The sequence below is a fragment of the Nocardia thraciensis genome (assembly GCF_054782435.1).
Map to the genome: position 1 here is coordinate 366,123 of NZ_BAAGSM010000043.1, position 22,262 is coordinate 388,384.

Annotated in this window: 19 protein-coding genes; 10 read left to right on the plus strand and 9 right to left on the minus strand. The window is 68.6% G+C overall.

The window, feature by feature from the left end; translation table 11 throughout:
- Window positions 1-25: 25 nt before the first annotated feature.
- Both ACYVLQ_RS28980 and ACYVLQ_RS28985 read left to right on the plus strand, forming a co-directional pair.
- Window positions 26-376, plus strand: coding sequence for a hypothetical protein (locus ACYVLQ_RS28980; RefSeq protein ID WP_460700677.1), 351 nt, complete (start codon window positions 26-28; stop codon window positions 374-376).
- A gap of 164 nt (window positions 377-540) precedes the next feature.
- Complete coding sequence (locus tag ACYVLQ_RS28985) at window positions 541-825, plus strand: WhiB family transcriptional regulator (RefSeq protein ID WP_460700678.1); 285 nt, start codon at window positions 541-543, stop codon at window positions 823-825.
- 103 nt (window positions 826-928) lie between these two features.
- Here the strand turns inward: ACYVLQ_RS28985 and ACYVLQ_RS28990 are convergent, their stop codons facing one another.
- Window positions 929-1,162 (minus strand): hypothetical protein, encoded by a 234-nt coding sequence (locus tag ACYVLQ_RS28990; protein ID WP_460700679.1) that lies wholly within the window; start codon window positions 1,160-1,162, stop codon window positions 929-931.
- Window positions 1,163-1,201: 39 nt separating this feature from the next.
- Between ACYVLQ_RS28990 and ACYVLQ_RS28995 the strand changes: the two genes are divergently transcribed.
- The gene (locus ACYVLQ_RS28995) at window positions 1,202-1,567 is read left to right on the plus strand and encodes an arylsulfotransferase family protein (RefSeq protein WP_460700742.1); all 366 of its coding nucleotides are present in this window, start codon (window positions 1,202-1,204) and stop codon (window positions 1,565-1,567) included.
- A 158-nt stretch (window positions 1,568-1,725) separates the two neighbouring features.
- Here ACYVLQ_RS28995 and ACYVLQ_RS29000 read toward each other — a convergent pair whose 3' ends face one another.
- Entirely contained in the window at window positions 1,726-3,069 is a 1,344-nt protein-coding gene (locus tag ACYVLQ_RS29000; RefSeq protein WP_460700680.1) for an ABC1 kinase family protein, read from the minus strand.
- A gap of 485 nt (window positions 3,070-3,554) precedes the next feature.
- Complete coding sequence (locus ACYVLQ_RS29005; RefSeq protein ID WP_460700681.1) at window positions 3,555-4,418, minus strand: hypothetical protein; 864 nt, start codon at window positions 4,416-4,418, stop codon at window positions 3,555-3,557.
- 488 nt (window positions 4,419-4,906) lie between these two features.
- Between ACYVLQ_RS29005 and ACYVLQ_RS29010 the strand changes: the two genes are divergently transcribed.
- Entirely contained in the window at window positions 4,907-5,920 is a 1,014-nt protein-coding gene (locus ACYVLQ_RS29010; RefSeq protein ID WP_460700682.1) for an FAS1-like dehydratase domain-containing protein, read from the plus strand.
- A gap of 38 nt (window positions 5,921-5,958) precedes the next feature.
- Here ACYVLQ_RS29010 and ACYVLQ_RS29015 read toward each other — a convergent pair whose 3' ends face one another.
- A complete protein-coding gene (locus tag ACYVLQ_RS29015) occupies window positions 5,959-6,909 on the minus strand; it encodes a sigma-70 family RNA polymerase sigma factor (protein ID WP_460700683.1) in 951 nt (316 codons plus the stop codon).
- A 525-nt stretch (window positions 6,910-7,434) separates the two neighbouring features.
- Between ACYVLQ_RS29015 and ACYVLQ_RS29020 the strand changes: the two genes are divergently transcribed.
- A complete protein-coding gene (locus ACYVLQ_RS29020) occupies window positions 7,435-8,085 on the plus strand; it encodes a TetR/AcrR family transcriptional regulator (protein WP_460700684.1) in 651 nt (216 codons plus the stop codon).
- A 520-nt stretch (window positions 8,086-8,605) separates the two neighbouring features.
- On the opposite strand, the gene ACYVLQ_RS29025 is transcribed toward ACYVLQ_RS29020, so the two are convergent.
- The 3 genes from ACYVLQ_RS29025 to ACYVLQ_RS29035 are packed head-to-tail and all read right to left on the minus strand — an operon-like array spanning window position 8,606 to window position 12,755.
- Window positions 8,606-9,430 carry an alpha/beta hydrolase gene (locus ACYVLQ_RS29025; protein WP_460700685.1) on the minus strand — a complete coding sequence of 275 codons (825 nt, stop codon included), beginning with the start codon at window positions 9,428-9,430 and terminating at the stop codon, window positions 8,606-8,608.
- Window positions 9,431-9,449: 19 nt separating this feature from the next.
- The gene (locus ACYVLQ_RS29030) at window positions 9,450-12,038 is read right to left on the minus strand and encodes a PEP/pyruvate-binding domain-containing protein (RefSeq protein WP_460700686.1); all 2,589 of its coding nucleotides are present in this window, start codon (window positions 12,036-12,038) and stop codon (window positions 9,450-9,452) included.
- Between the two features lie 39 nt (window positions 12,039-12,077).
- Window positions 12,078-12,755 (minus strand): TetR/AcrR family transcriptional regulator, encoded by a 678-nt coding sequence (locus tag ACYVLQ_RS29035; protein ID WP_460700687.1) that lies wholly within the window; start codon window positions 12,753-12,755, stop codon window positions 12,078-12,080.
- A 224-nt stretch (window positions 12,756-12,979) separates the two neighbouring features.
- Here ACYVLQ_RS29035 and ACYVLQ_RS29040 point away from each other — a divergent pair, with 224 nt between their 5' ends.
- The 3 genes from ACYVLQ_RS29040 to ACYVLQ_RS29050 all read left to right on the plus strand — a co-directional run bounded on the left by ACYVLQ_RS29040 (window position 12,980) and on the right by ACYVLQ_RS29050 (window position 15,252).
- Window positions 12,980-13,675, plus strand: coding sequence for an NAD(P)-dependent oxidoreductase (locus ACYVLQ_RS29040; RefSeq protein ID WP_460700688.1), 696 nt, complete (start codon window positions 12,980-12,982; stop codon window positions 13,673-13,675).
- A 586-nt stretch (window positions 13,676-14,261) separates the two neighbouring features.
- Window positions 14,262-14,831 (plus strand): hemerythrin domain-containing protein, encoded by a 570-nt coding sequence (locus ACYVLQ_RS29045; protein WP_460700689.1) that lies wholly within the window; start codon window positions 14,262-14,264, stop codon window positions 14,829-14,831.
- 88 nt (window positions 14,832-14,919) lie between these two features.
- On the plus strand, window positions 14,920-15,252 hold the full coding sequence (locus tag ACYVLQ_RS29050; protein WP_460700690.1) for an ArsR/SmtB family transcription factor: 333 nt from the start codon (window positions 14,920-14,922) through the stop codon (window positions 15,250-15,252).
- A 310-nt stretch (window positions 15,253-15,562) separates the two neighbouring features.
- Here ACYVLQ_RS29050 and ACYVLQ_RS29055 read toward each other — a convergent pair whose 3' ends face one another.
- Window positions 15,563-16,981, minus strand: a complete 1,419-nt coding sequence (locus ACYVLQ_RS29055) for a zinc-dependent metalloprotease (protein ID WP_460700691.1) — start codon at window positions 16,979-16,981, stop codon at window positions 15,563-15,565.
- A gap of 50 nt (window positions 16,982-17,031) precedes the next feature.
- Here ACYVLQ_RS29055 and ACYVLQ_RS29060 point away from each other — a divergent pair, with 50 nt between their 5' ends.
- Window positions 17,032-18,057 (plus strand): YlbL family protein, encoded by a 1,026-nt coding sequence (locus ACYVLQ_RS29060; RefSeq protein WP_460700692.1) that lies wholly within the window; start codon window positions 17,032-17,034, stop codon window positions 18,055-18,057.
- 377 nt (window positions 18,058-18,434) lie between these two features.
- On the opposite strand, the gene ACYVLQ_RS29065 is transcribed toward ACYVLQ_RS29060, so the two are convergent.
- Complete coding sequence (locus ACYVLQ_RS29065) at window positions 18,435-19,028, minus strand: PPA1309 family protein (protein ID WP_460700693.1); 594 nt, start codon at window positions 19,026-19,028, stop codon at window positions 18,435-18,437.
- A 183-nt stretch (window positions 19,029-19,211) separates the two neighbouring features.
- Between ACYVLQ_RS29065 and ACYVLQ_RS29070 the strand changes: the two genes are divergently transcribed.
- Complete coding sequence (locus tag ACYVLQ_RS29070; protein ID WP_460700694.1) at window positions 19,212-22,208, plus strand: UPF0182 family protein; 2,997 nt, start codon at window positions 19,212-19,214, stop codon at window positions 22,206-22,208.
- Window positions 22,209-22,262: the final 54 nt, after the last annotated feature.

Consider the following 22,262-nt stretch of genomic DNA (forward strand, 5'->3'; position numbering starts at 1 on the left):
TACCGAGAAGGAAGGAGGCAGACCAGTGAACGCAATCGCAACCATCGCGTCGACCGGCGTTGCGGCGACGGCGATTCCGCGCGTGCCTGCCTCCCGGGGGGTCCTCGCTTCGCAGGGGACCGGTTTGCCCGTCGTAAGCATTCTCGGAGTGGAAGCCGTCCTCGGAGCCGCAGCACCGGCGCCGACGCATGCCATCGCTCCGATCATGACGGACAAGCACGAGTGGGGCCGGCATCTGGCCTTTGCTGACGCATCCGCGAACGCATTCGCCAATGCCTATGCGGCCGACGACAAGCCGGTCGATATGGCAGTCCGCCTCCGCCGCACCGACCCAGCGACCGTGTTCAGGGATCGACACCGAAGTCGACATAGGTAGGGATCACCTCCCCTAAGCCTCCTGGCCACGGATCGCCCGAAGCGAAACCGTGGCCATAGTTTTACCGGCTCTCCAGCCACCGGCACCGGTTTCGCGGAAGACAACGAAACGACCGCTGCACGAGCTGAAGGAGAGACGACGTGTCTACCGCGACCGTTCCTCGCGTGACATGCCGCGCTACCGTGGCCCCGACTTCCCGCACCCGGGGAGTCACGCTCAACCTGCCCTGCCGGGCCGGCAACCCCGACCTGTGGTTCGCCGAGAACCCGGCGCAGTTGGAGGAGGCGAAGGCCCTGTGCGCCAGCTGCCCGATCCGCAAGGGCTGCCTGGCCGCGGCGCTGGATCGCGGTGAGCCCTGGGGAGTTTGGGGTGGTGAGATCTTCGACCAGGGTGTCGTGATCGCCCGCAAGCGGCCCCGTGGCCGCCCGCGCAAGGTGGCCGTGGCATGAGTGCCGGTCACCCCCGCGAATATGAGCAAGCCCCGCATCTCTGTACGAGATGCGGGGCTCGCCCTTTGTCGGGGCACGTGCGAGGTGCGTTCGGCCGGAATCCTCAGCGGGGGCGATGTGGCGGGTGGCGCACCACGTAGATCAATTCATCGTTGTCGTGGGCGAATTCGCGCTCGCCGCGGGCGGTGCCGCCGGTGAACTCCAGGGCGCGCAGGTCCCGGCGTCCGTGGACGAGTGATCGCACCGAACCGCCCTCGCCCGGATCGCCCTGTGCCAGTATCGGTTCCGCGCCCGCCCGGACTACCGCGGTGCGCGGCTCCGGATCGGCCTCGGCCAACAGTTCGGTGGCGGTGGTGCCGAGCGCGTCCGCGATCCGCTGGTCTTCGACAACGGCACCTTCCGTACCGGCGAATCGGTCACCTACAGCAGGGTCATCGAAATCGACGCCGAGACAGGCGAACTCGGCTGGACCTATCAGGATTCCCCGCGCGAGGCATTCTTCACGCCGTTCATGGGCGGGGCGCAGCGGCTGCCCAACGGCAACACCCTGATCACCGAGGCGGCGTTCGGGCGCATCTTCGAGGTGACCACGGACGGGCGCATCTGCTGGGAGTACGTGGTGCCGTCCTTCACCACCTACCCGGACTCGGACACGGCAGAGATCTTCCCGGGCCTGTCCAACGCCATCTTCCGCGCGTATCGCTATGCCGCCGAGGATATTCCATGGTTGGTCTCCCGATGAGCGCGCTTGTCTACCACCCTGGTCCCCACATGCGGACCCACCCTGGATTCCGGCCGAGAGCGCGCCGGAATGACCGCCCTGCCCGCCGTACGGACGGCGGCTACGGATACGAGGTTGTGTCGTGGCATCGGTAGCCCCGGTGGACGAGGGCGGAAAGCTCAACTGGCGGTACGGTATTCGGCGTAACCGGGAACCCAGTCGTGCATCAGCTTCATGAACGGGACCTCGGCGTCGAGCTGCGCGCAGATGCCGATGGAACCCATCAGCACCCGGAAGATCATGATGTCCTCCGGTGGAAGTTGCAGGGCCATACCGGTTTTCAGCTCCGGCCGGCTGACGTCGGTGGCCTTGCCCGCGACCCGCTGCATCCACTTGCGGGTGAAGTGGAACGACTCGCTCTGGATGGGGTCGGTGAACGGCCGCAGGTAGTCGGCGATCTCCTGGTGGGTGACCCTGCGGCCCGGGATGACGAAGCCGTTGGTGTACATCATGTCGACCAGCTCCTCGAACCGATCCTCGACGGCCAGCGCCACCATCTGCCCGAGGATGGGCGGGAAGCCGCCCGGCAGCGGTGCGCACGCCCCGAAGTCGATGACCGCCAGGCGGCCGTCGGGCAGCATCATGAAATTGCCCGGGTGCGGGTCGGCGTGCAGCTTGCCGACTATCGAAGGGGAGGAGAAATGGAACTCGCCCATCAGCTCGGCGACCTGATTGCGTAGCGCGGCGGTGCCCGCCGGATCCTGCTCGCCGCGCTGGATGATCGCGGAAACCGGGGTGCCGTCCAGCCATTCGGTGACGATCACCTTCGGCGCACCGGCCACCACCTTCGGCACCAGGAAGCGCGGATGACCGTCGAAACTCTTGGCGAACGCGCGCTGATTGGCGGCCTCGGTGCGGTAGTCGAGCTCCTCCTCCGTGCGCTCGGTGATCTCGGCGAGGATCGGTTTCACGTCCGCGCCCGGGATCACCGCGCCGATCATCCCGGCCATCCGGTTCAGCGTCTTGAGATCCGCGCGCAACGCCTCGTCGGCGCCCGGGTACTGCACCTTCACCGCGACGACGCGGCCGTCGGACCACACGGCCTTGTGCACCTGGCCGATGCTGGCCGAGGCGGTCGGCTCGTCGTCGAAGGATTCGAAGCGTTTGCGCCAGCTCGTCCCCAGCTGCTGGTCCAGCACCCGATGCACGGCGGGGGCCGGCAGCGGCGGGGCGGCGGCCTGCAGTTTCGTCAGCGCCTCGCGGTAGTGCTCGCCGAACTCCTCCGGGACCGCGGCCTCCATCACCGACAGCGCCTGCCCGAACTTCATGGCGCCGCCCTTGAGCTCGCCCAGCACGGCGAACAGTTGCTCGGCGGCCTTCTGATTCAGCTCGGCGTTGATCTCGCCCCTGTCGCCCCCGGCCAGCTTGCGACCGAAGCCCACTGCCGCGCGGCCGGCGATCCCGAGCGGGATCTTGGCCAGCTTGGCATTGCGGGACGAGCGACGGCGCACAATCTCAGACACCTACCTATCATGGCGGACGGACCATGCGGTGTGCCATGGGAATTGGGTGATCTCATGGCCCCCCCGGAATGGTGGTATCGGTCACATCCAGGAGAGTGGACGTATCACTCGGGGTGGCCGCGACCGGCCTCCGCTGTACTCCGGCGCCCTTCGCGACCTTCACGATCTCGCCGACAACCTCGCCTGTGGCCTCGGCGCTGCCCCGGGTAATCGGGGGCTGTGGCGGATGTCGATACTGCCCACACCGCCGAGGCCACCCCGCCCGCCGCCCAGCCGATCGACTCGATCCCCCGGCGGCGACGGGCACGGCCTCCTGCACAGCTGGGGCAAGGTCCCGCTGTTCCTCCAATCGGGCAACCTCGGCTGCGCCCTCTCCCTCACCGGTTCGGCGTACACCCGCGGCGCCTGATCCCGCACCCCATGCGCGCTCTCGCACCCCGCGCAAGCGCCGCAGGGGGTGCGTGGATCAATGCGGGGTGCGCGCGTCAGCGGGGTGGGGCGGTGAGGATGGCGCGGCAGCCGCAGGCGGCGTGGGCGGGCCAGGGGCGGCGGTGGACCTGGTGGGTGTCGGGGTCGAGTTCGAGTGTGGTGTCGAGGGTTCGGGGCGGGGGATCGGGTTTGCCGGAGATGACGATTTCGAGGTCGCGCAGGGCCAGTGCCGCGGTGGCGGCGATCATCGCGGGGGAGCCGTAGCCGATCCGGCCGAGCAGCTGGGCCGCGAGATGTGGCCAGTCGGCGTCGCGTTCGCGGCGGGTGAGGTCGGCGCAGCGCAGGCAGCTGGTCCCGCCGGGCAGCACCAGCGGCCCGACCACGCCGCGACCGTCGCGAATACGGACCTGCAGATGCGGAATCCGTTGCAGCACCAGATCGTTGACCAGATGCGGTTCGGGCACCAGCGCATCGGCGAGCACCACCACATCCGCGGCCCGGCAGGTATCGGACAGGTCGGCCGCGGCATCGCGGGAACGACTGGGCCGCAGTCCCAGTCGGCGCACCCCGGCGGCAACCGCCTCCGAGAGCGGCCCCCGCCCGTGCACATGCACGGAGCGGACCCGCCCGCCGCTCGACTGCGGCAGGATCAGGAATCCGGCCCGGTCGATCTCGGCCAGCAGGTGCAGGGCGTCGCCGGTGGCCAGGCCCAAACGGCTTGCCTGCCAGATGATCTGCGGGTGGCTGCGCAGACCGTCCAGTAGCTTCAGGAATTCGGCGACGAGGTCGGCGCCGATTCCGGGCGGATCGACCACCGCCGCGTGTTCGGGATCCCACCCCAACTGCACCGCGCCCGAGGGCCGCCGGAGCACCGCCACCCGCGGATGCAACATCGGCCCGCGCGTCCGAAATATGGTCATGGCCGAAGTATCGCGATCGCGCTTCCCGCCCGGCCCTCGAAAACCGCTGGTTATCCACAGAATTCGCGGCCCATCCACAGGTCATCACACCAGGACATCCGGCTGTCCCCGCCCCGCTCGCCGGTGTCCTCCCCAGCGCCCGCCCTCCAATTGATCCCCAGCCGGGACGAATAATCCGAGCCGTCGCGAACCGGCCACCCGAAACCGGCCGTGCCCCACCGAAATCCGTCTTACCGGGCAAATCGACCCCCCGGCGCTCCCGCACCCCCGCGCCAGTCCTTGCACCCGGTGCAGCCGCGGAAACCGGTGCGGGAAACAGCGCGGGGTGCGGGGCGCTGTGGGCGTGGGGTTCACAACAGGTGGGTCGCGAATGCCGTGATTTCTCCAGATCATCGGCTCCGCCGGGTGAGTCCGGGGTCGGCTGGGAAAACAATGGTTATCCCCGAGGAAGAAGCCGGGCCCGGCCGGATTCGCTGCAAAGGAGCACCATGGGAGGCGCATCCGTCGATGTCCCGCACGTGGCATCGAACGAACGACTGCGGTCGCGCAACGACTTCGCCGTGGATGCCGAGCGCATCCGCGAGTACGCGCGCGCCGTCGGCAATCTCGATCCCATCCATCTGGACGCGGATGCCTCGGCCGCCCGCGGATTCGGGGCGCTGGTGGCGCCGCCGACCTTCCCCACCATGGTGTGGATGCGGGCCGAGGAGGAGACCCTCGCGACCATGGTCCCGGGCTTCCACAGCGGCCGGATCCTGCACGCCGACCGCACCCTCGACATCGTCCGCCCGCTGCGGGCCGGGGACCGGGTGAGCTGCGACGTGCATTTCGAATCGTTTCGCCACTACCGCGACTACGACATCGTCTCGATGGCGACGACCCTGCGCGATCGGCACGATCGGGTCGTCACCGTCGGCTCCTCCACGCTGCTCGTGCACACCCAGCGAACCGCCCGCGCCGGCGGCCCGGTCGGCCGCGAGCGCGGGCTCGAGCTCGTTCCGGCGCGGCGGCGCCCCCGGGTTTCCGGACTCGGCGACCACCTGCCGATCCGGCATCTGAGCCCCGCGACGACCCATTCCCCGCAACCGGCGCTCGATTTCGCCGAACTGGTGGTCGGCGCCGAACTTCCGATCCGGCGGCACCCGCTCGCGCCCGCGGATGTGATGAACCACGCGAGCGTTGTCGGCGCGCCCAGCCGCCTCGGCACGGGCGACCGGCCGTCGTCCGGCGTCGTGACACCGGGGATGTTCAGCCTCGGCCTGGCCGCCGGATATCTGTCGTCGTGGGTGGGCGATCCGACCGCCGTGACGAGGTACCGGGTCCAGTACGCGCCCAAGATGCACTATCTGCCGATCGGCTCCGGGGATCGGGTCCCGATCGAGTTCCGGGGGCGCGTCACCTGGTTGAATCCGCTGCGCCGCACCGCCACGGTCGTCATCGATGCCACGGCCAAGGGGCGCAAGCTGTTCGGCTACGCCACGGCCGAGGTGCGTTTCGCCTGAACCCGGCGACCGCACCCGGGCCGCCGGGGGCCGATGGCTCAGCCGAGCAGTCCGGCCAGCGCCCGGGTGCTGGCGGGCTTGCGAAGTTTGGCCATGCTCTTCGCCTCGATCTGCCGGATGCGTTCACGTGAGACGCCCAGCATGCGCCCGACCTGCTCCAGCGTCCGCGGCTCGGTCCCGTCGAGGCCGTATCGCAGCACGAGGACCTGCGCCTCGCGTTCGGCCAGGGTGGCCAGCACGGCGCCGAGCTGAGTACGGATGGAGGCGTCGGCGACCGTCGTCGACGGGTCCGGCCCCTGGTCCGCGATGAGGGCGCCGAGTTCGGTGTCGTCGTCACCGATCTGCAGGTGCAGTGAGATCGGGTCGCGCGCATGGCCGAGCACGTCGCGCACCTTCTCCACCGCCAGCTCCAGCTCCGCCGCCAGCTCCTCCGGGGTGGCCTCGCGCCCGAGCCGCTGGCCGAGGGTGCGCTGCGCCCGGGTGATCCGGTGCAGGATCTCGGCCACGTGTGCCGGGATGCGGATGGCGCGGCTCTTGTCGTCGATCGCCCGGCCGACGGCCTGCTTGATCCACCAGGTGGCGTAGGTGGAGAACTTCAGCCCGCGCTGGTGATCGAACTTCTCCACCGCGCGGATCAGGCCGAGCGTGCCCTCCTGAACCAGGTCCAACAGCGACATGCCGCTCGGTGCCGGGTACCGCTTGGCGATCGACACCACCAGCCGCAGGTTGGCCTCGATCATGTGGTCCTTGGCGGCCCGGCCCGCTCGTGCGGCGCGGGTGAGTTCCCGTCGCTCCGCCGCGTCGAGTTTCGTTGCGCCGTCGCCGATTTCGGACAGCCGCTGTTCGGCGCGCAGGCCCGCGGCCATGCGCTCACCCAGCTCGTACTCCTGTTCGGCGGTGAGCAGGGCGGTGCGGCCGATGCGGTGCAGATAGTCCCGGATCGGGTCGACGCTGACGGTGGCCGGTCGGGCGGCGGTAGGAAGGGTCACGAAGGCCTCCGATTTCGAGTGCGCGGCGGGCGAATGCACGGGCTGGACCGAATGCAAAAGCTGGATGTGTCAACGTTGCGGGCGGACCTGTGATTCCTCCGTCCTCCCGGCGTATGGCCGGGGCCCGTCGGTGGATTCCGGCCACCCGGGCTGTGGGTGTGGCGGAGGACGTGCGATCGACGGGCGCCCGGGTTCCGTCAGCGGCGGCCGGGGATGCGCAGCGGGCGGTGAATCGGCGTGCGATCGATTCTACCTGCGTGGATCCCTTTGTGCCGGGCCGTGTTCCGGACCGGTCGGCCGTGCGATGTGCGCGGTGGTGCGGCGTGGGGGGTGAACTCGGCCATCGGGGCTGCTCCCGTTCGGTTGATGCCAGGGCTGTGGGGTGCGGCGGTCCGGCCGTGGGTGTTGCGCAGAGTCGGCTCCTCGTGGGTTGTCGTCACCGTACTCGTTGACGAACTTAAATTTAGAATGAACCCAAAAATATGTCAAGTACTTTTTTGGAACAGACCTATGTATGGTGAGGGTATGAGCGCACAGACCGTCCAGCAGCCGGGCCTGCGAGCCCGGAAGAAGCAGCAGACCAGGGAGAACATCTCGCATCAGGCCACCCGCTTGTTCCTGGAACGTGGGTTCGACGCCGTGACGATCGCCGAAGTGGCCGCCGCCGCCGACGTCGCGAAGATGACGGTCACCAACTACTTTCCCCGCAAGGAGGATCTCGCCCTCGATATGCACGAGGAGTACGTGCAGGGTCTGGCCCGCACCGTGCGCGACCGTGCCGCGGGCGATTCGGCGTTGGCCGCGCTGCATCGCGCCTTTCGTGCCGGGGTCGCCGAGCGGGATCCACTGATCGGATTCTCCGGACCCGAGTTCGCCCGGATCATCCAGGGGAGTCAGGCGCTGCTCGCCCGGCTGCGGGAATTTCACGACGAGCGGGAGCGAGCGCTGGCGGAAGCGCTGGCCGAGGCCACCGGCGCGTCGGCCGCCGATCTCACCGCGCGGGTGGCAGCCGCCCAGCTGGCGGGAGTGCATCGGGTGCTGTTCGAAGAGACATTCGCCCGCACGGTGGCGGGGGAGCCCAACGACGCTATCGCCGAAGTGATTGCCGCCCAGCTGGATACGGCGTTCGAGCAACTCGCGCCGTCACTGGGGGACTACGCGGTGCGCCCGGCATGACCTGACACCACTCATCATTTCCGACACACACCACCGTCATCCCCAGCGCGCACCGCCGTGATTCCGCACGCACCATCGCAATTCCGGCACGTACCATCGTAATTCGTCGTGTACCAACGTAATTCGGCATACACCACCGTAATCCGGCACACCGCTGTGATTCCGGCGCACATAACTGTAATTCGGGCGCGCACCACCGTAATTCGGGCGCGCGCCATCGTCATTTCCGGCGCGTACCACCATAATTTCCGGCACGCTTTTGGCCGGAAACTACCTGTCCACTGTGGATCCCGGCCAAGAGCATGCCGGGAATAAGGGAAAGCGTGCCGGGAATGGGGGAGCGTGTCGGGAATAGGGGAGCGTGCTGGGAATGGGGAGCGTGCCGGGAATGAGGGGAGCGTGCCGGGAATGAGGGGAGCATGCTGGGAATGAGGGGCGTATGGCCGGACTAGGGTAGACATGCTGGAATACGGGAAGCATGACCGGAATGCGGGTGAGTGCCGGAAGTGCCGGGGCGAGTTCAGAATTCGTGCATGCGCAGCCAGTCCAGGAATCGGTCCAGCCAGCTGTCGCAGGGCAGCCCGCGCGCACCCTCCGCGAAACCGTGCCCGCCGCGCTCGTAGACGTGCATCTCGATCGGACGGCGCGCGGCCAGCCAGTTCCGATGCAGCGCAAGGTTTCCCTCGAGCACACCGTCGCCCTCGTCGTCGGCGGCGAAACAGAGGAACAGCGGGGGAGCGTCGCCCGGAACTCGGTACTCGTGCCAGGTCGCGGGATAGATCGGGGCCGCGAAGTCGGGACGGCTCCCGGCGTCGTAGCCGGTGGCGGCGGCGAGGGTGACCAGGCCGCCCGCGGAGGTGCCGAGTATGCCGATCCGCTCCGGGTCGAGCCGCCATCGCGCCGCCTGCTCGCGCACGAAGCGCACCGCCCGCGGACCGTCGGCGACGGCGACGCGCGACTGGGCCTCGATCTCGGCCATGGTGGCGACCGTGGCCCACTGTCGCAGGAAGTCCTCATCACGAATCGGCGTGGGCAGCACCCGATATCGCAGCACGAAAGCGGTGATGCCCTGTGCGGCCAGCTGTTTCGCAATGGCCGTGCCCGTATCGGTGAGCGTCGCGAAACTCCCGCCGGGGCAGACGATCACGCCGGTTCCGGTGGCTCGGGCGGGCTCGGGTCGGTGCGCGACGAGCGCCGCCCGGGTCACGTTGCGGATCATGCCCAGATTGCCGCGGCCCTGAATCTCCGGCACGACCGTGTGCTGCCCGTAGGGCGTCGGATCCTGGTGGGGCGCGGGGTCATCGGGGGACAGCGGGAAGATCTCGCTGTCGCGGATGGGGTTCACGGCGGGCCTCCTGCCGCGGTCAGTGCTCGTGCGCGGTGACGACACCGGCGTCGCCGTCGACGGTGACCTGCTGTCCGGTTCGTAGTCGCGCGGTCGCCGCGCCGGTGCCGAGGACGGCCGGAATGTGGTACTCGCGGGCCACGATCGAGCTGTGGCTGAGCGCCCCGCCGACATCGGTGACGATGGCCGAGGCGAGCGCGAACAGCGGCGTCCACGCGGGCGTGGTCATCTTGGCCACCAGCACGTCACCCGGGCGCATGCTGTCGAATTCCCCGGGGCCATTGATGATTCGCGCCGGTCCGGTGGTTCGGCCGGGGCTGCCCGGCGTGCCCGCGAGGCTCTCGGCATCGGAATGGCCGCCGCCCTGGGTGAACTCGATGCCCAGAATCTTGTTGCCGCCCTTGACCGGAAGGGTGTGCGGCGCCGCCGTGGCGCGCTGCGCCTTCCAGACGGCGTGCCGCTCGGCGACGGTATCCCGCCAATCGGCCGGTGTCAGACCGGCATCCAACGCCGATGCGGCCGCGGACAACTCGTCGAACCGCAGCCAGTACACATCGGCGGCGTCGGCGATCGCCTCGGCGGCGGCTAGTCTCCGGCCGATCTCGGCGAGCAGCCGCCGCGCGGCGGGCCAGCCCAGACCGATATCGGCGAGGGCGTTCTCGCGCAGCGGCGCCGCCGACTGCGCCCAGCCCAGCAGCCGCAGCGCCAGCGACCGCCGCATCCCCGGCCGCTTGTGCTCGAGGGTGCGCACGGCCTCCGCCCGGGCCTTGCTCGCGGTGCGTTGGCGCGCATGGGGATCCGGGGCGTCCTCGGACAGGAAGTAGATCAGTGTCTGCAACTGGGTAGCCGGATCGTCGGAGGGCAGCGCCTTGGCGAAGTCGAGGTCGTAGACCATATCCCCGTACTCGGCCAGATGCGCGCGGAAGCGCTCGCGAAAGCGTTGCCAGACGGCGTCGCTCGGTCGGTCGTCCGCGAGCAGACGCGGTCGCTCGGCGGGGGACAGGTTCGTGATCCGCTCGGCCAGGCCCGGCTGTGTGCGGGCCCAGCGGGCGAGGTCGTACAGCGACTTCTCCGCCCGGATCGGTGTGCTGTCGAAGCCCAGCAGGAACGCCGTCGCGGGCGGATCGCCGGACCGCCGGAGCGTGTTGTAGGCCTTGGTGAACATCGACTCGCTCATATAGGCCGCGGGCAGCGCCCCGCCCTGGATGGTCAGGTAGTACCGCGCCGCCTGATCCACGATCTCGCGCACCCCGGCCAGCAGCCGCTCGGCCGGTTCGGCATCGAGATCGACCGCCCGCCACCGAGCGGCGGTGTCGTCGTAGGCAGTTCGCGCCCGCCGCCATCGCCGCGGAGCCGTGCGCAGGTACCGCGGCAGCGTGGTCGCCAGAAACCTGGGCTGCGCCAAGGTCATTCGCAGCAGCAGCGCGCCGGTGTAGTTGACGTTGTAATAGCCGTAGCCGTTGATGACGGCCAGCGGTTCGTCGAAATACGGCAAACCGATCTCGCGATAGTGCTCCAGGGTGGCCCGCTCCCAGGCCGGGATGCCGAGGGTGGCGAACAGCGGCGACAGCGGATCGGGGAGCAGTTCCATCACGCTGCCGCGGACGTACTTTCCGTGCGGGTCCGGCAGGTCCCAGCTCAGGTCGGGTGCGGGGTCGGGCAGCGCCGTGATCGGGCGTGCCTGCACGATGTACAGCCGCCCGTCGTGCAGCGCCCATTCGATATCCATCGGCCCGCCGTAGAACTCCTCGATGCGCACGGCGATTCGAGCCAACTCGGCCGCGTCCGCCGGGGACAGCGCCGGTCGCTCCCGCCGGTCGGCGGGCACGGGTTCCTCGCGGGTCCCCGCCGCCGTGCGTACCGTCATGACCTGTTTGTCGCTGACGTCCTGCCGCCGGATCTCGTTGTCCGCCTTGGCGACCACGATCGTGTCGGGGGTGACCTGGCCGCCGACGATCGCCTCGCCCAGCCCCCACGCGGCATTGATCAGGACCTCGTCCCGCGCGCCGGTGAGTGGATTCGCGGTGAACGCGATCCCGGCCGCGTCGGCGGGCACCAGTTCCTGCACCACCACCGCCAGCGCCACGTCGTCGGAGTCGATGCCCTGGCGCGCGCGGTAGCCGATCGCGCGATCGGTCCACAGTGAGGCCCAGCACCGCGCGACCGCCGCCAGCACCGCGTCGGCGCCGCGGATGTTGAGGTAGGTCTCCTGCTGCCCGGCGAACGACATATCGGGCAGGTCCTCGGCGGTGGCCGAGGACCGCACCGCCACCGCCGCCTTGCCCAGCCGCTGATAGGCGGTGTCGATCTCCTGCGCGACTTCGTCCGGAATTGTCTGTGCGGCAAAGAGTTCGGCGATCCGCGTGGCGGCCCGCTCCCAGGTTTCGGGTTGGTCGGGCAGCGCCTGCGCGGCGATCTCGAGAATCCGCTCGCGCAGGCCGTCGGTGGCGACGAAGCGCCGGTACGCGGCGGTGGTCACGTGAAATCCCGGCGGTACCGGCAGCCGCGCGCCCGCCATCCTGGCCAGCGAACTGCCCTTGCCGCCCGCGCGTTCCAGGGTGGCGGTGGGATCGGCCAGGTCCAGTGTGTACGAGTCATGCTGTGCCACACGATTGTTCATGGTGTCCTCGGTTCAGGAATGTCCGTGTCAGGCGGAGAGGATGCTGCGAGCCTTCGAAAGGCTCTCCAGCAGAATGGTTTTCCCGGCGTCGAGATCGGCGCCGGTGGGTGGGGTGAGGCCCAGTTCGAGCAGCTCGGCCAGGGCATCGACCATGTCGCCCGTCGTCGGCAGCTCCGCAGCGGCCGACAGGCCGCGCTGCTGCGGGAAGGTGCGCCGCAGAGCGGGTGTCAGGGAGTCCAGGATGTAGGCGACCGCGCCGGCGTCGATATCGCGCCGAACCGCTCCGGCCGCCTGCATGGTCATCAGGAAATCCCGGGTGCCGAGATGTTCGACGCGGTCGAAGAAGCTGCCCGGCTTGCGGAGGTACTTGCCGAAGGTGGCCTCGTCCCGGGCGACGATGGCCGCCGCCAGCGGCAGCTGCCCGAGCGCGCCCGCCATGGCGCGGTAGACGCTGGCCACGCTGCCGCCCTGCGGGTCGGCGAGCAGCCGCTCGCTCCAGCGCTCGGCGTAGCGGTTCAGCTCGCGGCGCGCCACCGCCTCCACCAACTCGTCCTTGGACTTGAAGCAGAGGTACACCAGTCCGCGGTGCAGCGCCACCGCCTCGGCCACATCACCCATCGTCAGCTTGCTGTAACCCAGGCGCAGGAGCAGGTCCGCGGCCGCGTCGAGGATGGCTTGTTCGCGTTCTGACTCGTTGACGACCATGCTTGACCTTTTGACGAATTTGAACAATGTGTCAAGTATGAACGTACGCCCGATGGTGCATGACGTCAAGGCGTGTTGAATGTGCGTGCTGCGTGGGAGCTTTCGGTATCAGTGCGCTACCGCAGAGGGTATTGTCTAAATCATATTGTATGAAACTCGAATTAGATTGTATGGTTCTCGTATGACCGCGGTTGGCAAGGAGCCGCGGTGCGGAAAGGATCGCCATGCGTATCGTCGTATTCGGGGCCAACGGGCCCACCGGCCGCCTGCTCGTCGCCCAGGCGCTGGCGGCCGGACACCAGGTCGCCGCCGTCACCCGCAAGCCGGAAGTATTTCCGCTGCAGCATGATTCGCTGGAGGTGGTGGGCGCCGACGCGCTCGATCCGGCCGCGGTCGATGCCGCGGTAGCGGGTCGGGACGCGGTGCTGTCGGTGCTCGGCGTGCCCTTCGGCAAACGGCCGATCACGACCTACTCCGCAGGTGTCGGCCATATCGCGGTCGCGATGGGGCGGCACGACGTGCGGCGGCTGGCGGTGGTCAGCTCCAGTGCGGTCGATCCGCATCCGTACGCCGACGCCGGATTCGTGTTCAACCGGGTGCTGCAGCCGTATGTCACGCGGGTGCTGGGCAAGACGCTCTACGACGACATGCGGCGGATGGAGGATCTGGTGCGCGCCAGCGGTCTGGACTGGACGATCGTGCGCCCGAGCGGGTTGTACGACCTGCCCGAGGTGACCGACTACACGATCGTGGAGGGGCGGGCCGAGGGGCGCTACACCTCCCGCGCCGATCTGGCGGCGTGCCTGCTGGCCGTGCTCGAGGGCGGCCGGTATATCGGCGGCACGATCGGCGTGATCACCACCGTCGACAACCCGACCATCCTGCAGGTCATCCGCCGGGAGGCGTTCGCCGGGAATTGACCGAAGCCCACCATGTTCGGCGCTCCCCGGACCTTCAACGCCTACCGGCAGGCGCTGTCGATAGGCATCCCGTTCGCTCGGTCTACCCGCGACATCGCCGCCGCCAGCCATTCGGACGTACCGAACGCCGATGTGCGCAAACCAGCGAAGCCCTGCTCGCCTCAAATGTTCCGGACCCGCCCGCTGTTCGGATAGAGGCGGCTTCGCAACATCGTCTCCTGGTTGTCGAGACCTGCCGCGATCGCATGCCATAGCGGCGATGCGAGCCGAAACATCCAAGCCGGCGACAGATTACGCCGGGCACTCCCGATGATCCACCACATCGCTATCGGGGTCCCCACCATCGTCACCCAAAACGTCATCAGGTTCGCAGCTCGTGGGCCCGTGGAAGTCAACGTGGCGAACATGATCGCGGTGGTCGTCGCCAGAACGTATGTGTGCGCTTGGACCTAGATGTGCCCGATCCCCGATTGCCATGGCCCCGGTTCCTTCCAGCTCGATCATGATGTGAGTTCAGCGGTACACCGACTCCCCCTGCGCTATCGTCGTGTCGTGCTGACCTGACATGCGCTATCAGGGAGGAATCGTGGACATTACCCAGCTGATCCTTGATGACCACCATGAACAGCGGCGACTGTTCGCCATCCTGGAGCAGATCGACCGGGGGGAGACGGGCGCGCTGTCCGCGATCTGGGACAGGTTGGCGGCCTTTCTCGAGCTGCACGCGCAGGCCGAGGAGGAGATCTTCTACCCCGCGCTGCTGCAGGAGGGTGCCGCGGCCCGGCGCGTCGCCGGGGTGGAGGACGAGACGCTCGACGCTATCCACGACCACAACGAGATCCGGGACGCGGTCGCCGAGGTGGCGCGGCACCGGGTCGGCACCGACGACTGGTACGCGGCCGTGGCGGCGGCGAACACGGCCAACAGCGACCACATGGCCGAGGAGGAGCGCGAGGGCCTCACCGACTTCCGTCGCCTGGCCGGGCTGCCGCGCCGCCATCAACTCGCCGTCGCATTCGCCGCCTACGAGGCGCGCAACTACGCCGGGGTCCGGTCGGTCGACAAGGATCCCGCCGATTACGTCCGCGAGGCCGAGCAGCGCCAGCCGTCCGCCCCGAGCGGATCGCTGAGCGTCGGCACGCTCAAGCGCGGCTGACTACGAGGTCCCGCCCGCGGTCATCGGGGTAGCCGAACTCATATCGACGTCCTTCGAAATGTCGGTAGCGAGTCGGTATCCTGGCGTCATGGCGGACACTGTCGCCGCGCCCGATCCCGATCTGGTGCGCGCGTTGCGGGCATTGGCGAATCCGATTCGGCTGCAACTGCTCTCGTGGTTGCGGGAACCGGAGCGGCACTTCCCGATGGAGCGGGCGATCGCCGACCCGAGCGAGGTGGGCATCTGTGTGAGCCATATCCAGGAGAAGGTCGGCCTCGCGCAATCCACCGTCTCGGCGTACATGGCCGAGCTCGAGCGCGCGGGCCTGGTGCGGTCGACGCGGGTGGGCAAGTGGACCCACTACAAGCGCGACGAGCAGCGCATCGCCGAGCTGATCGGCGAGCTCGGACACACCGTCTGAGCACTGTTCGCCCGGAACGCGGGCCGGTGCGCATACCTACAAAGTGAACGTCGCGCACACCGCGCAGGCGCGAGATATCTTGGGCTCCAATGCGTTCCTGGGTGTCGAACATGCCGCGCTGTTCGAGACCGATCCGGACCGGCCCCGCGAGATCGCGCGCACCCACCGGCTGGGCCACTCGGAGGCCGAGACCTCCGGCGGCGGCAGCGACCGCCTCATCGCACGCTCGCCGAAGCGCTTCTCCCGCAAGGGATCAGCGCCTGAGGCCAGCGGTTGTCGGAAGTGCTTGTCCCCCTGGCGATTATGTCGCTCAGGACGGGTTGCTGCCCGAATCGTCCTCGGGCTTCTCGGGATCCGCGCCGCCGCCCTTCCCCTTGCCCTTTTCTCGTTCGCGGGCCTCGAACTCGGCGAGCTGGGCGATCGGATCGTCGAAAGCACCGGTGCCGCCGCCGATTACGCCGTCGATGAAGCCCGCCGGGTTGTCCAGGTCCTCGGAGTTGGGCAGCAGGTCCGGATGGGCCCAGACGGCGTCGCGGGCGTCGATACCCGCGTCGGCGGTCAGACGCTGCCAGAGGGCCGCGGCCTCGCGCAGCTTGCGGGGCCGCAGCTCCAGGCCGACCAGGGTCGCGAAGGTCTGCTCGGCGGGGCCGCCGGTGGCGCGGCGGCGGCGCAGGGTCTCGGCCAGGGCACCGGCGCCGGGCAGCCGGTCGCCGACGGCCTCGGCCACCACGACCTGCACCCAGCCCTCGATCAGGGCCAGCAGGGTCTCCAGGCGCTCCAGCGCGGCCTTCTGCTCGGGCGTGGTCTGCGGCTCGAAGGTGCCCTGGGAGAGCAGCTCCTCCAGCTTCGACGGATCGGTCAGCGACATCGGATCGATGTTCTGCGCGGCCTGCTCGATCGCCGAGAAGTCCATCCGGATGCCGCGCGCGTAATCCTCCACCGCGCCCAGCACCTGCTGGCGCAGCCACGGCACGTGCCCGAACAGCCGCTGGTGGGCGGCCTCGCGGGCGGCCAGGTAGACCAGGATCTCGCTCTCCGGACGCTCCAGCCCCTCACTGAATTCGGTGACGGCCGCGGGCAGCAGCGCCGCGGTGCCCTGCGGGCCCAGCGGCAGCCCGATATCGGTGGAGGTCAGCACCTCCTTCGCCAGCTGGCCCAGGGCCTGGCCCAGCTGCGAACCGAATGCCATGCCGCCCATCTGGCCCAGCATGCCGATCATCGGCGCGGCGAACTCCTTGGCCTCCTCGGGCAGCGTCGAGGTCCACATGCCCGACACCTGCTGGGCCACCGGATCGCACAGGCGGCGCCACGTCGGCAGCGTCTCTTCGATCCAGTCGTTGGGGGTCCACGCCACCGTCTTGGTCGCGCCGGCGGGCAGCGTGGTGGCGGCGTCGAGCCACAGCTCGGCCAGGTGCGCCGCGTCGGCGACCGCGCGCTGGGTGCTCGCCGTCACGGGCTCCACGCTCGAACCGAGCTGCTGGCGGGCCAGTCGCTTGGCGATGTCGTAGTTCACCGGACCGGACTGCGAACCCGGCTGGCCGATGTTGGAGAACATCTGCCCCAGCGAGGTCAGCATCTGCCCGAGCTGCGACGGGTCGAAGCCGCCCGCACCCGAACCACCCATCGGGAACCCGAAGGGGTTGTTCGCGCCGGAACCGGACTCGCCCTCCCGCTTATCGCGGTCGGGATCGTCATCGCGGTTCGAAAATCCGAATGGCACGTCGCTCATATCCCTAACGTTACGCGGGTGGCTACCGGCGAGCCGCTACTGTGGGCCGCGTGAATCGTCGGATCCTCACGCTGCTGGCCGCCCTCATCCCCGTCCTCGTACTCGGTGTCGTAGGCAGTGCCGTCACGGTGCCGTTCGTGGCGCTCGGCCCCGGTCCCACCTTCAATACGCTGGGCGATGTCGAGGGCAAACAGGTCGTCGACGTGGAGGGCGCACCGGTGGATCCGACGTCGGGCAACCTCAATATGACGACGGTGTCCGTTCGCGACGGGCTGAATATTTTCGAGGCGTTCGTGCTGTGGGCCGACGGCCGCTACGGCCTGGTGCCGCGCGCGGAGGTGTACCCGCCCGGCATCCCGCGCGATCAGATCGACAAGTCCAACGAGCAGGATTTCAAGGACTCCGAGGACAGCGCGGAGCTGGCGGCGCTGCACTATCTGAAGTATCCGACGCAGGTGCGGGTGCGCACGGTCGCCGAGGACGGCCCGGCCAACGGCGTGCTGCACAAGGGCGACGTGCTGGTGAGCGTGGACGGCAAGCCCGCTGCCACCTCCAAGGACGTGGTGGAGACGGTGCGGGGCATCAAGCCCGATACGGTCGTGCCGATCGTGGTGCGCCGCGAGGGCGGCGAGCAGACCGTCGAGGTGAAGGTCGGTGCGCGACCGGACGACAAGGCCAAGGGCTACCTCGGCGTGACGCCGGAGGAGGTGCCGCAGGGCCCGCTCGACGTCACCTTCAATCTGGCCGATATCGGCGGGCCGTCGGCGGGCCTGATGTTCAGCCTGGCGATGATCGACAAGATGACGCCCGGTCAGCTGAACGGCGGCAAGTTCATCGCGGGCACCGGCACGATCGACCCGGATGGCAAGGTCGGCCCGATCGGCGGCATCCAGTACAAGATGATCGCGGCCCGCGAGGCGGGCGCGGAAACGTTTCTCGTCCCCGCCGACAACTGCAACGAGGCCCGCCAGCGCATCCCCGACGGCCTCGAACTGGTGAAGGTCGACACGCTGGACACGGCAGTGAAGTCCCTGGGCGACATCACCGCAGGGCGGGACGCCCCCACCTGCGGGTGACGACCCCGGCCAAAAGCATGCCGGGGATGACTAAGGCGCGGTGGCCGGGGATGACTAAGGCGCGGTGACCGGGGACGGCGAAGCGCGATGGCTGGGGACGACGGAGCGCGGTGGCTGGGGACGACGGAGCGCGGTGGCTGGGGGATGACGAAGGCGTAGGCGCGGCTGATTCGCCTGCCAGTCGCAACTCCCTTGTCTTCCGGCGCGACCCCTTCTTGTTTCCGGCATGCTTTTGGCCGGAATCCACGCCTCGACGGCGCTCTTTCGCGCGTGCAGTGGCCGCGGGCGCCCGACGACGTCACGCTGTTCAGCGGCTGGAAGGGGTGCGGGAACGTGCGCGGGGTGCGGCGTTGCTCGGTGCACACCTGGCGTGGCGCTCAGTCGGGTTCGTTCTCGAGCGTGTGGCGCAGAGCCTCGACGAGATTGGGGGCGAGGTTGGGGGCGGTGCGGAGGTCGAGGTCGCCGAAGGGGTCGTCCTCGTCGTCCTCCGGGCGAACCTGCAGCAGGCACAGCGACACTCCGTCGCGGAGCACGCCCGCGAACAGTCGCGCGTCGCGCCGGCCGGGATGGGTGACGGCGGCATCGCGCGCGGCCCGGTCGGCGGCGTCGCGGTCGGCGAGCAGCGGGGCGATGGCGTCGTCGAGGGTCTGCTCGGCCTCGGGCGGCAGCACCACGATCTGCTGCACCAGCACGCAACCGGCCACCGACGGCGGCCAGCTGGTGGTGGCGAGGAATTCGTCGAGGGCCATCGCGTCGCCGCGCACGTCGTCGGGAAGCGGTTCCTGCGCAATGGGAGTCAGCTCCGCGCCGTCGGCGAGCTGATCCTCGAGGGTCGGTTCGGCCGCCACCAGATCCACCGTCGGCACCAGTGCGAACAGCTGCGGCGGCCGATCCCACCCCTCGCCGTCGGCGTACTCGGCCACCTCACGGATGCAGCGATACAGGGCGGTGGAGGGGTTCGCGAGGGTCACGCGCGCAGAGTCTAGGTGTTCGCCCAGGACGAGATGCGACCCGCACCGGAGCCATCGCGATCCATTCCGATCCGTTTTACGTAGAGTGGGGCGCGAGAGACGGTCCCGCAGGGACCTCTGCATCATCGGACTGCGGTGCGCGGGCGGCTGAGTCGTGCGCCGCCGGACCTGGGAGAGTGGCTCGTGGGCATGCGCCCCCCGACAGGCTTACCTTCGCTGTCCCGACGCAGCCGGGTGCTGCTGGTGACGGCCCTAGTGCTGGCTGCGCTGCTGCTGGTCGGGCCGCGCCTGGTCGACGCCTATACCAATTGGCTGTGGTTCGGCGAACTCGGATTCAAGCGCGTGTACACCACCGTGCTGGTGACCCGAGTTCTGCTGTTCCTCGTCGTCGCGGTGGCGGTCGGCCTGCTGATCTGGCTGGCACTGCTGGCGGCCTACCGCACCCGGCCGGTGTTCGTGCCGGTCGCGGGACCCAACGATCCGATCGCGCGCTATCGCACCACGGTGATGGGGCGGCTACGGCTGTTCGGCGTGGGCATCCCGGTCCTGGTGGGCCTGCTGTCGGGCCTGGTGGCGCAGTCCAGCTGGGTCACCGTGCAGATGTTCCTGCACGGCGGCGCGTTCAACATCAAGGATCCGCAGTTCGGCCTGGACGTCGGCTTCTACGCCTTCGATCTGCCGTTCTACAAGATGCTGCTGAACTGGCTGTTCGTCGCCACGGTGATCGCCTTCTTCGCGAATCTGGTGACGCACTACGTGTTCGGCGGCCTGCGGCTGTCTGGCCGGGAGGGTGCGCTGACACGCCCGGCCCGCATCCAGCTGGCGGTGATCGCCGGAACCTTCGTGCTGCTCAAGGCGATCGCCTACTGGTTCGACCGGTACTCGATGCTGTCGAGCACCCGCAAGGAGCCCACCTTCACCGGCGGTTCCTACACCGATATCAACGCCGTGCTGCCCGCCAAGCTGATCCTGATGTCGATCGCGATCATCTGCGCGATCGCCTTCTTCACCGGAATCGTGTTGAAGGACTTGCGCGTTCCGGCGATGGCGGCCGCGCTGCTGGTCCTGTCGTCGATCCTGATCGGCGCCGTGTGGCCGCTGATCGTGGAGCAGTTCGAGGTGCGGCCGAACGCCGCCACCAAGGAATCGGCGTACATCGAGCGCAATATCGCCGCCACCCGGCAGGCCTACGGGATCACCGACGACAAGGTCCAATACGTCGACTACAAGGGCACCCAGACCAAGGACCCGGTCACCGTGCCCGCCGATCAGCAGACCATCAAGAACATCCGGCTGCTGGACCCGAACCTGTTGACGCAGACCTTCGTTCAGCGTCAGCAGCTGCAGAACTTCTACGGTTTCCCGGATCCGCTGGATATCGACCGCTACACCGTCAACGGCGAGGTCCAGGACTACATCGTCGGCGCGCGCGAACTGGTGCCGCAGAACCTGTCCGGCAACCAGACCGACTGGATCAACAAGCACACCGTCTACACCCACGGCAACGGATTCGTCGCCTCCCCGGCAAACCGGGTCAACGTCGCCCCGCCGAAGGAGACCCAGCAGGCCGCGTCCGGGACCGCCGCCGGATCCAATACCGGCGGCTACGGCTACCCGGTGTTCAACGTCGGGGACCAGTCGACCGTCAGTGATCTGTTCACGCCCCCGAACAAGGAAGCGATCCCGGTCGAGCAGCCGCGCATCTACTACGGGGAGCTGATCTCCAAGTCCGATGCCGACTACGCCATCGTCGGCGGCAACGGCCAGCCCCCGCGCGAATACGACACCGGCACACAGCAGTACACCTACACCGGTTCGGGCGGCGTCCCGATCGGCAACTGGTTCAACCGGCTCGCCTTCGCCGCCAAGTACGCCGAGCGCAACATCCTGTTCTCCGGTGCGATCGGCGACGATTCGAAGATCATCTACAACCGCAACCCGCGCGACCGGGTGCAGCAGGTGGCGCCGTGGCTGACCGCCGACGGCGACGTCTACCCCGCGGTCGTCAACGGCCGCATCCAGTGGATCGTCGACGCCTACACCACGCTGGACAACTTCCCCTACTCCCAGCGCACCTCGCTGGACGGGGTGGTCGAGGATTCCATCGACCAGAACACCGGGCGGATGCTGCCGCGCAAGGAGGTCAGCTACATCCGCAACTCGGTGAAGGCGACGGTCGACGCCTACGACGGCACGGTGAACCTGTACGAGTCGGACCCGAACGATCCCGTGCTGAAGGCGTGGGAGGGCGTGTTCCCGAACGTGGTCAAGCCGCAGAGCGCGATCACCCCGGAGCTGCAGGCCCACTTCCGCTACCCGGAGGACCTGTTCAAGGTGCAGCGGGAGATGCTGTCTCGCTACCACGTGAACGACCCGCGGGAGTTCTTCACCACCAACGCCTTCTGGTCGGTGCCCAGCGACCCGACCTCCGACACGCCGACCAACGCGCACCAGCCGCCGTACTACGTGCTCCTGGGCGATCCGGTTACGGGCAAGCCGACGTTCAATCTGACCAGTGCGATGGTCGGCTACAAACGGCAGTTCCTGGCCGCCTATATCCAGGTGAACTCCGATCCGGAGAATTACGGCAAGTTCACGGTGCGGAAGTTGCCGACGGACTCGCAGACACCCGGACCACAACAGGTGCAGACGTCGATGACGACCGATGCGCAGGTGTCGAGTGATCGCACGGTGCTGACCGGTGGCAACACCAACAAGATCAAATATGGGAATCTGCTGACGCTGCCGATCGGCGACGGCGGAATCCTGTACGTGGAGCCGTGGTATCTGGAACGCGCCGCAGGCCCGAACGCCGCATCGTTCCCCCAGCTGGTCAAGGTGCTCGCCAGTTCCGGCGACAAGATCGGCTACGAGGCCACGCTGGGCGATGCCCTGAACGACCTCCAGGGTGGGCTGGGCTCGGCGGCGACCCAGCAGCCGGGCCAGGCGGCGATCAACCCGCCACCGAACAACGGCACGGCCCCGCCGGCGAACCAGGGCATCCAGCCGCCCGCCCCGCCCTCGACCGGTTCGGCGGGCAAGGATGCCGCGGTCCGCGAGATCAACAACGCCCTGCAGGGCGTGGAGAACGCGCAGAAGTCCGGTGACCTCGGTCAGCTGGGGCAGGCGCTGGAGACTCTGCAGAAGGCGATCGACGGCTACAACAAGGCCGGCGGCTGACGCGCGGCAGGAACGCGAACGGCGCCGCCATCGGTAACGATGGCGGCGCCGTCC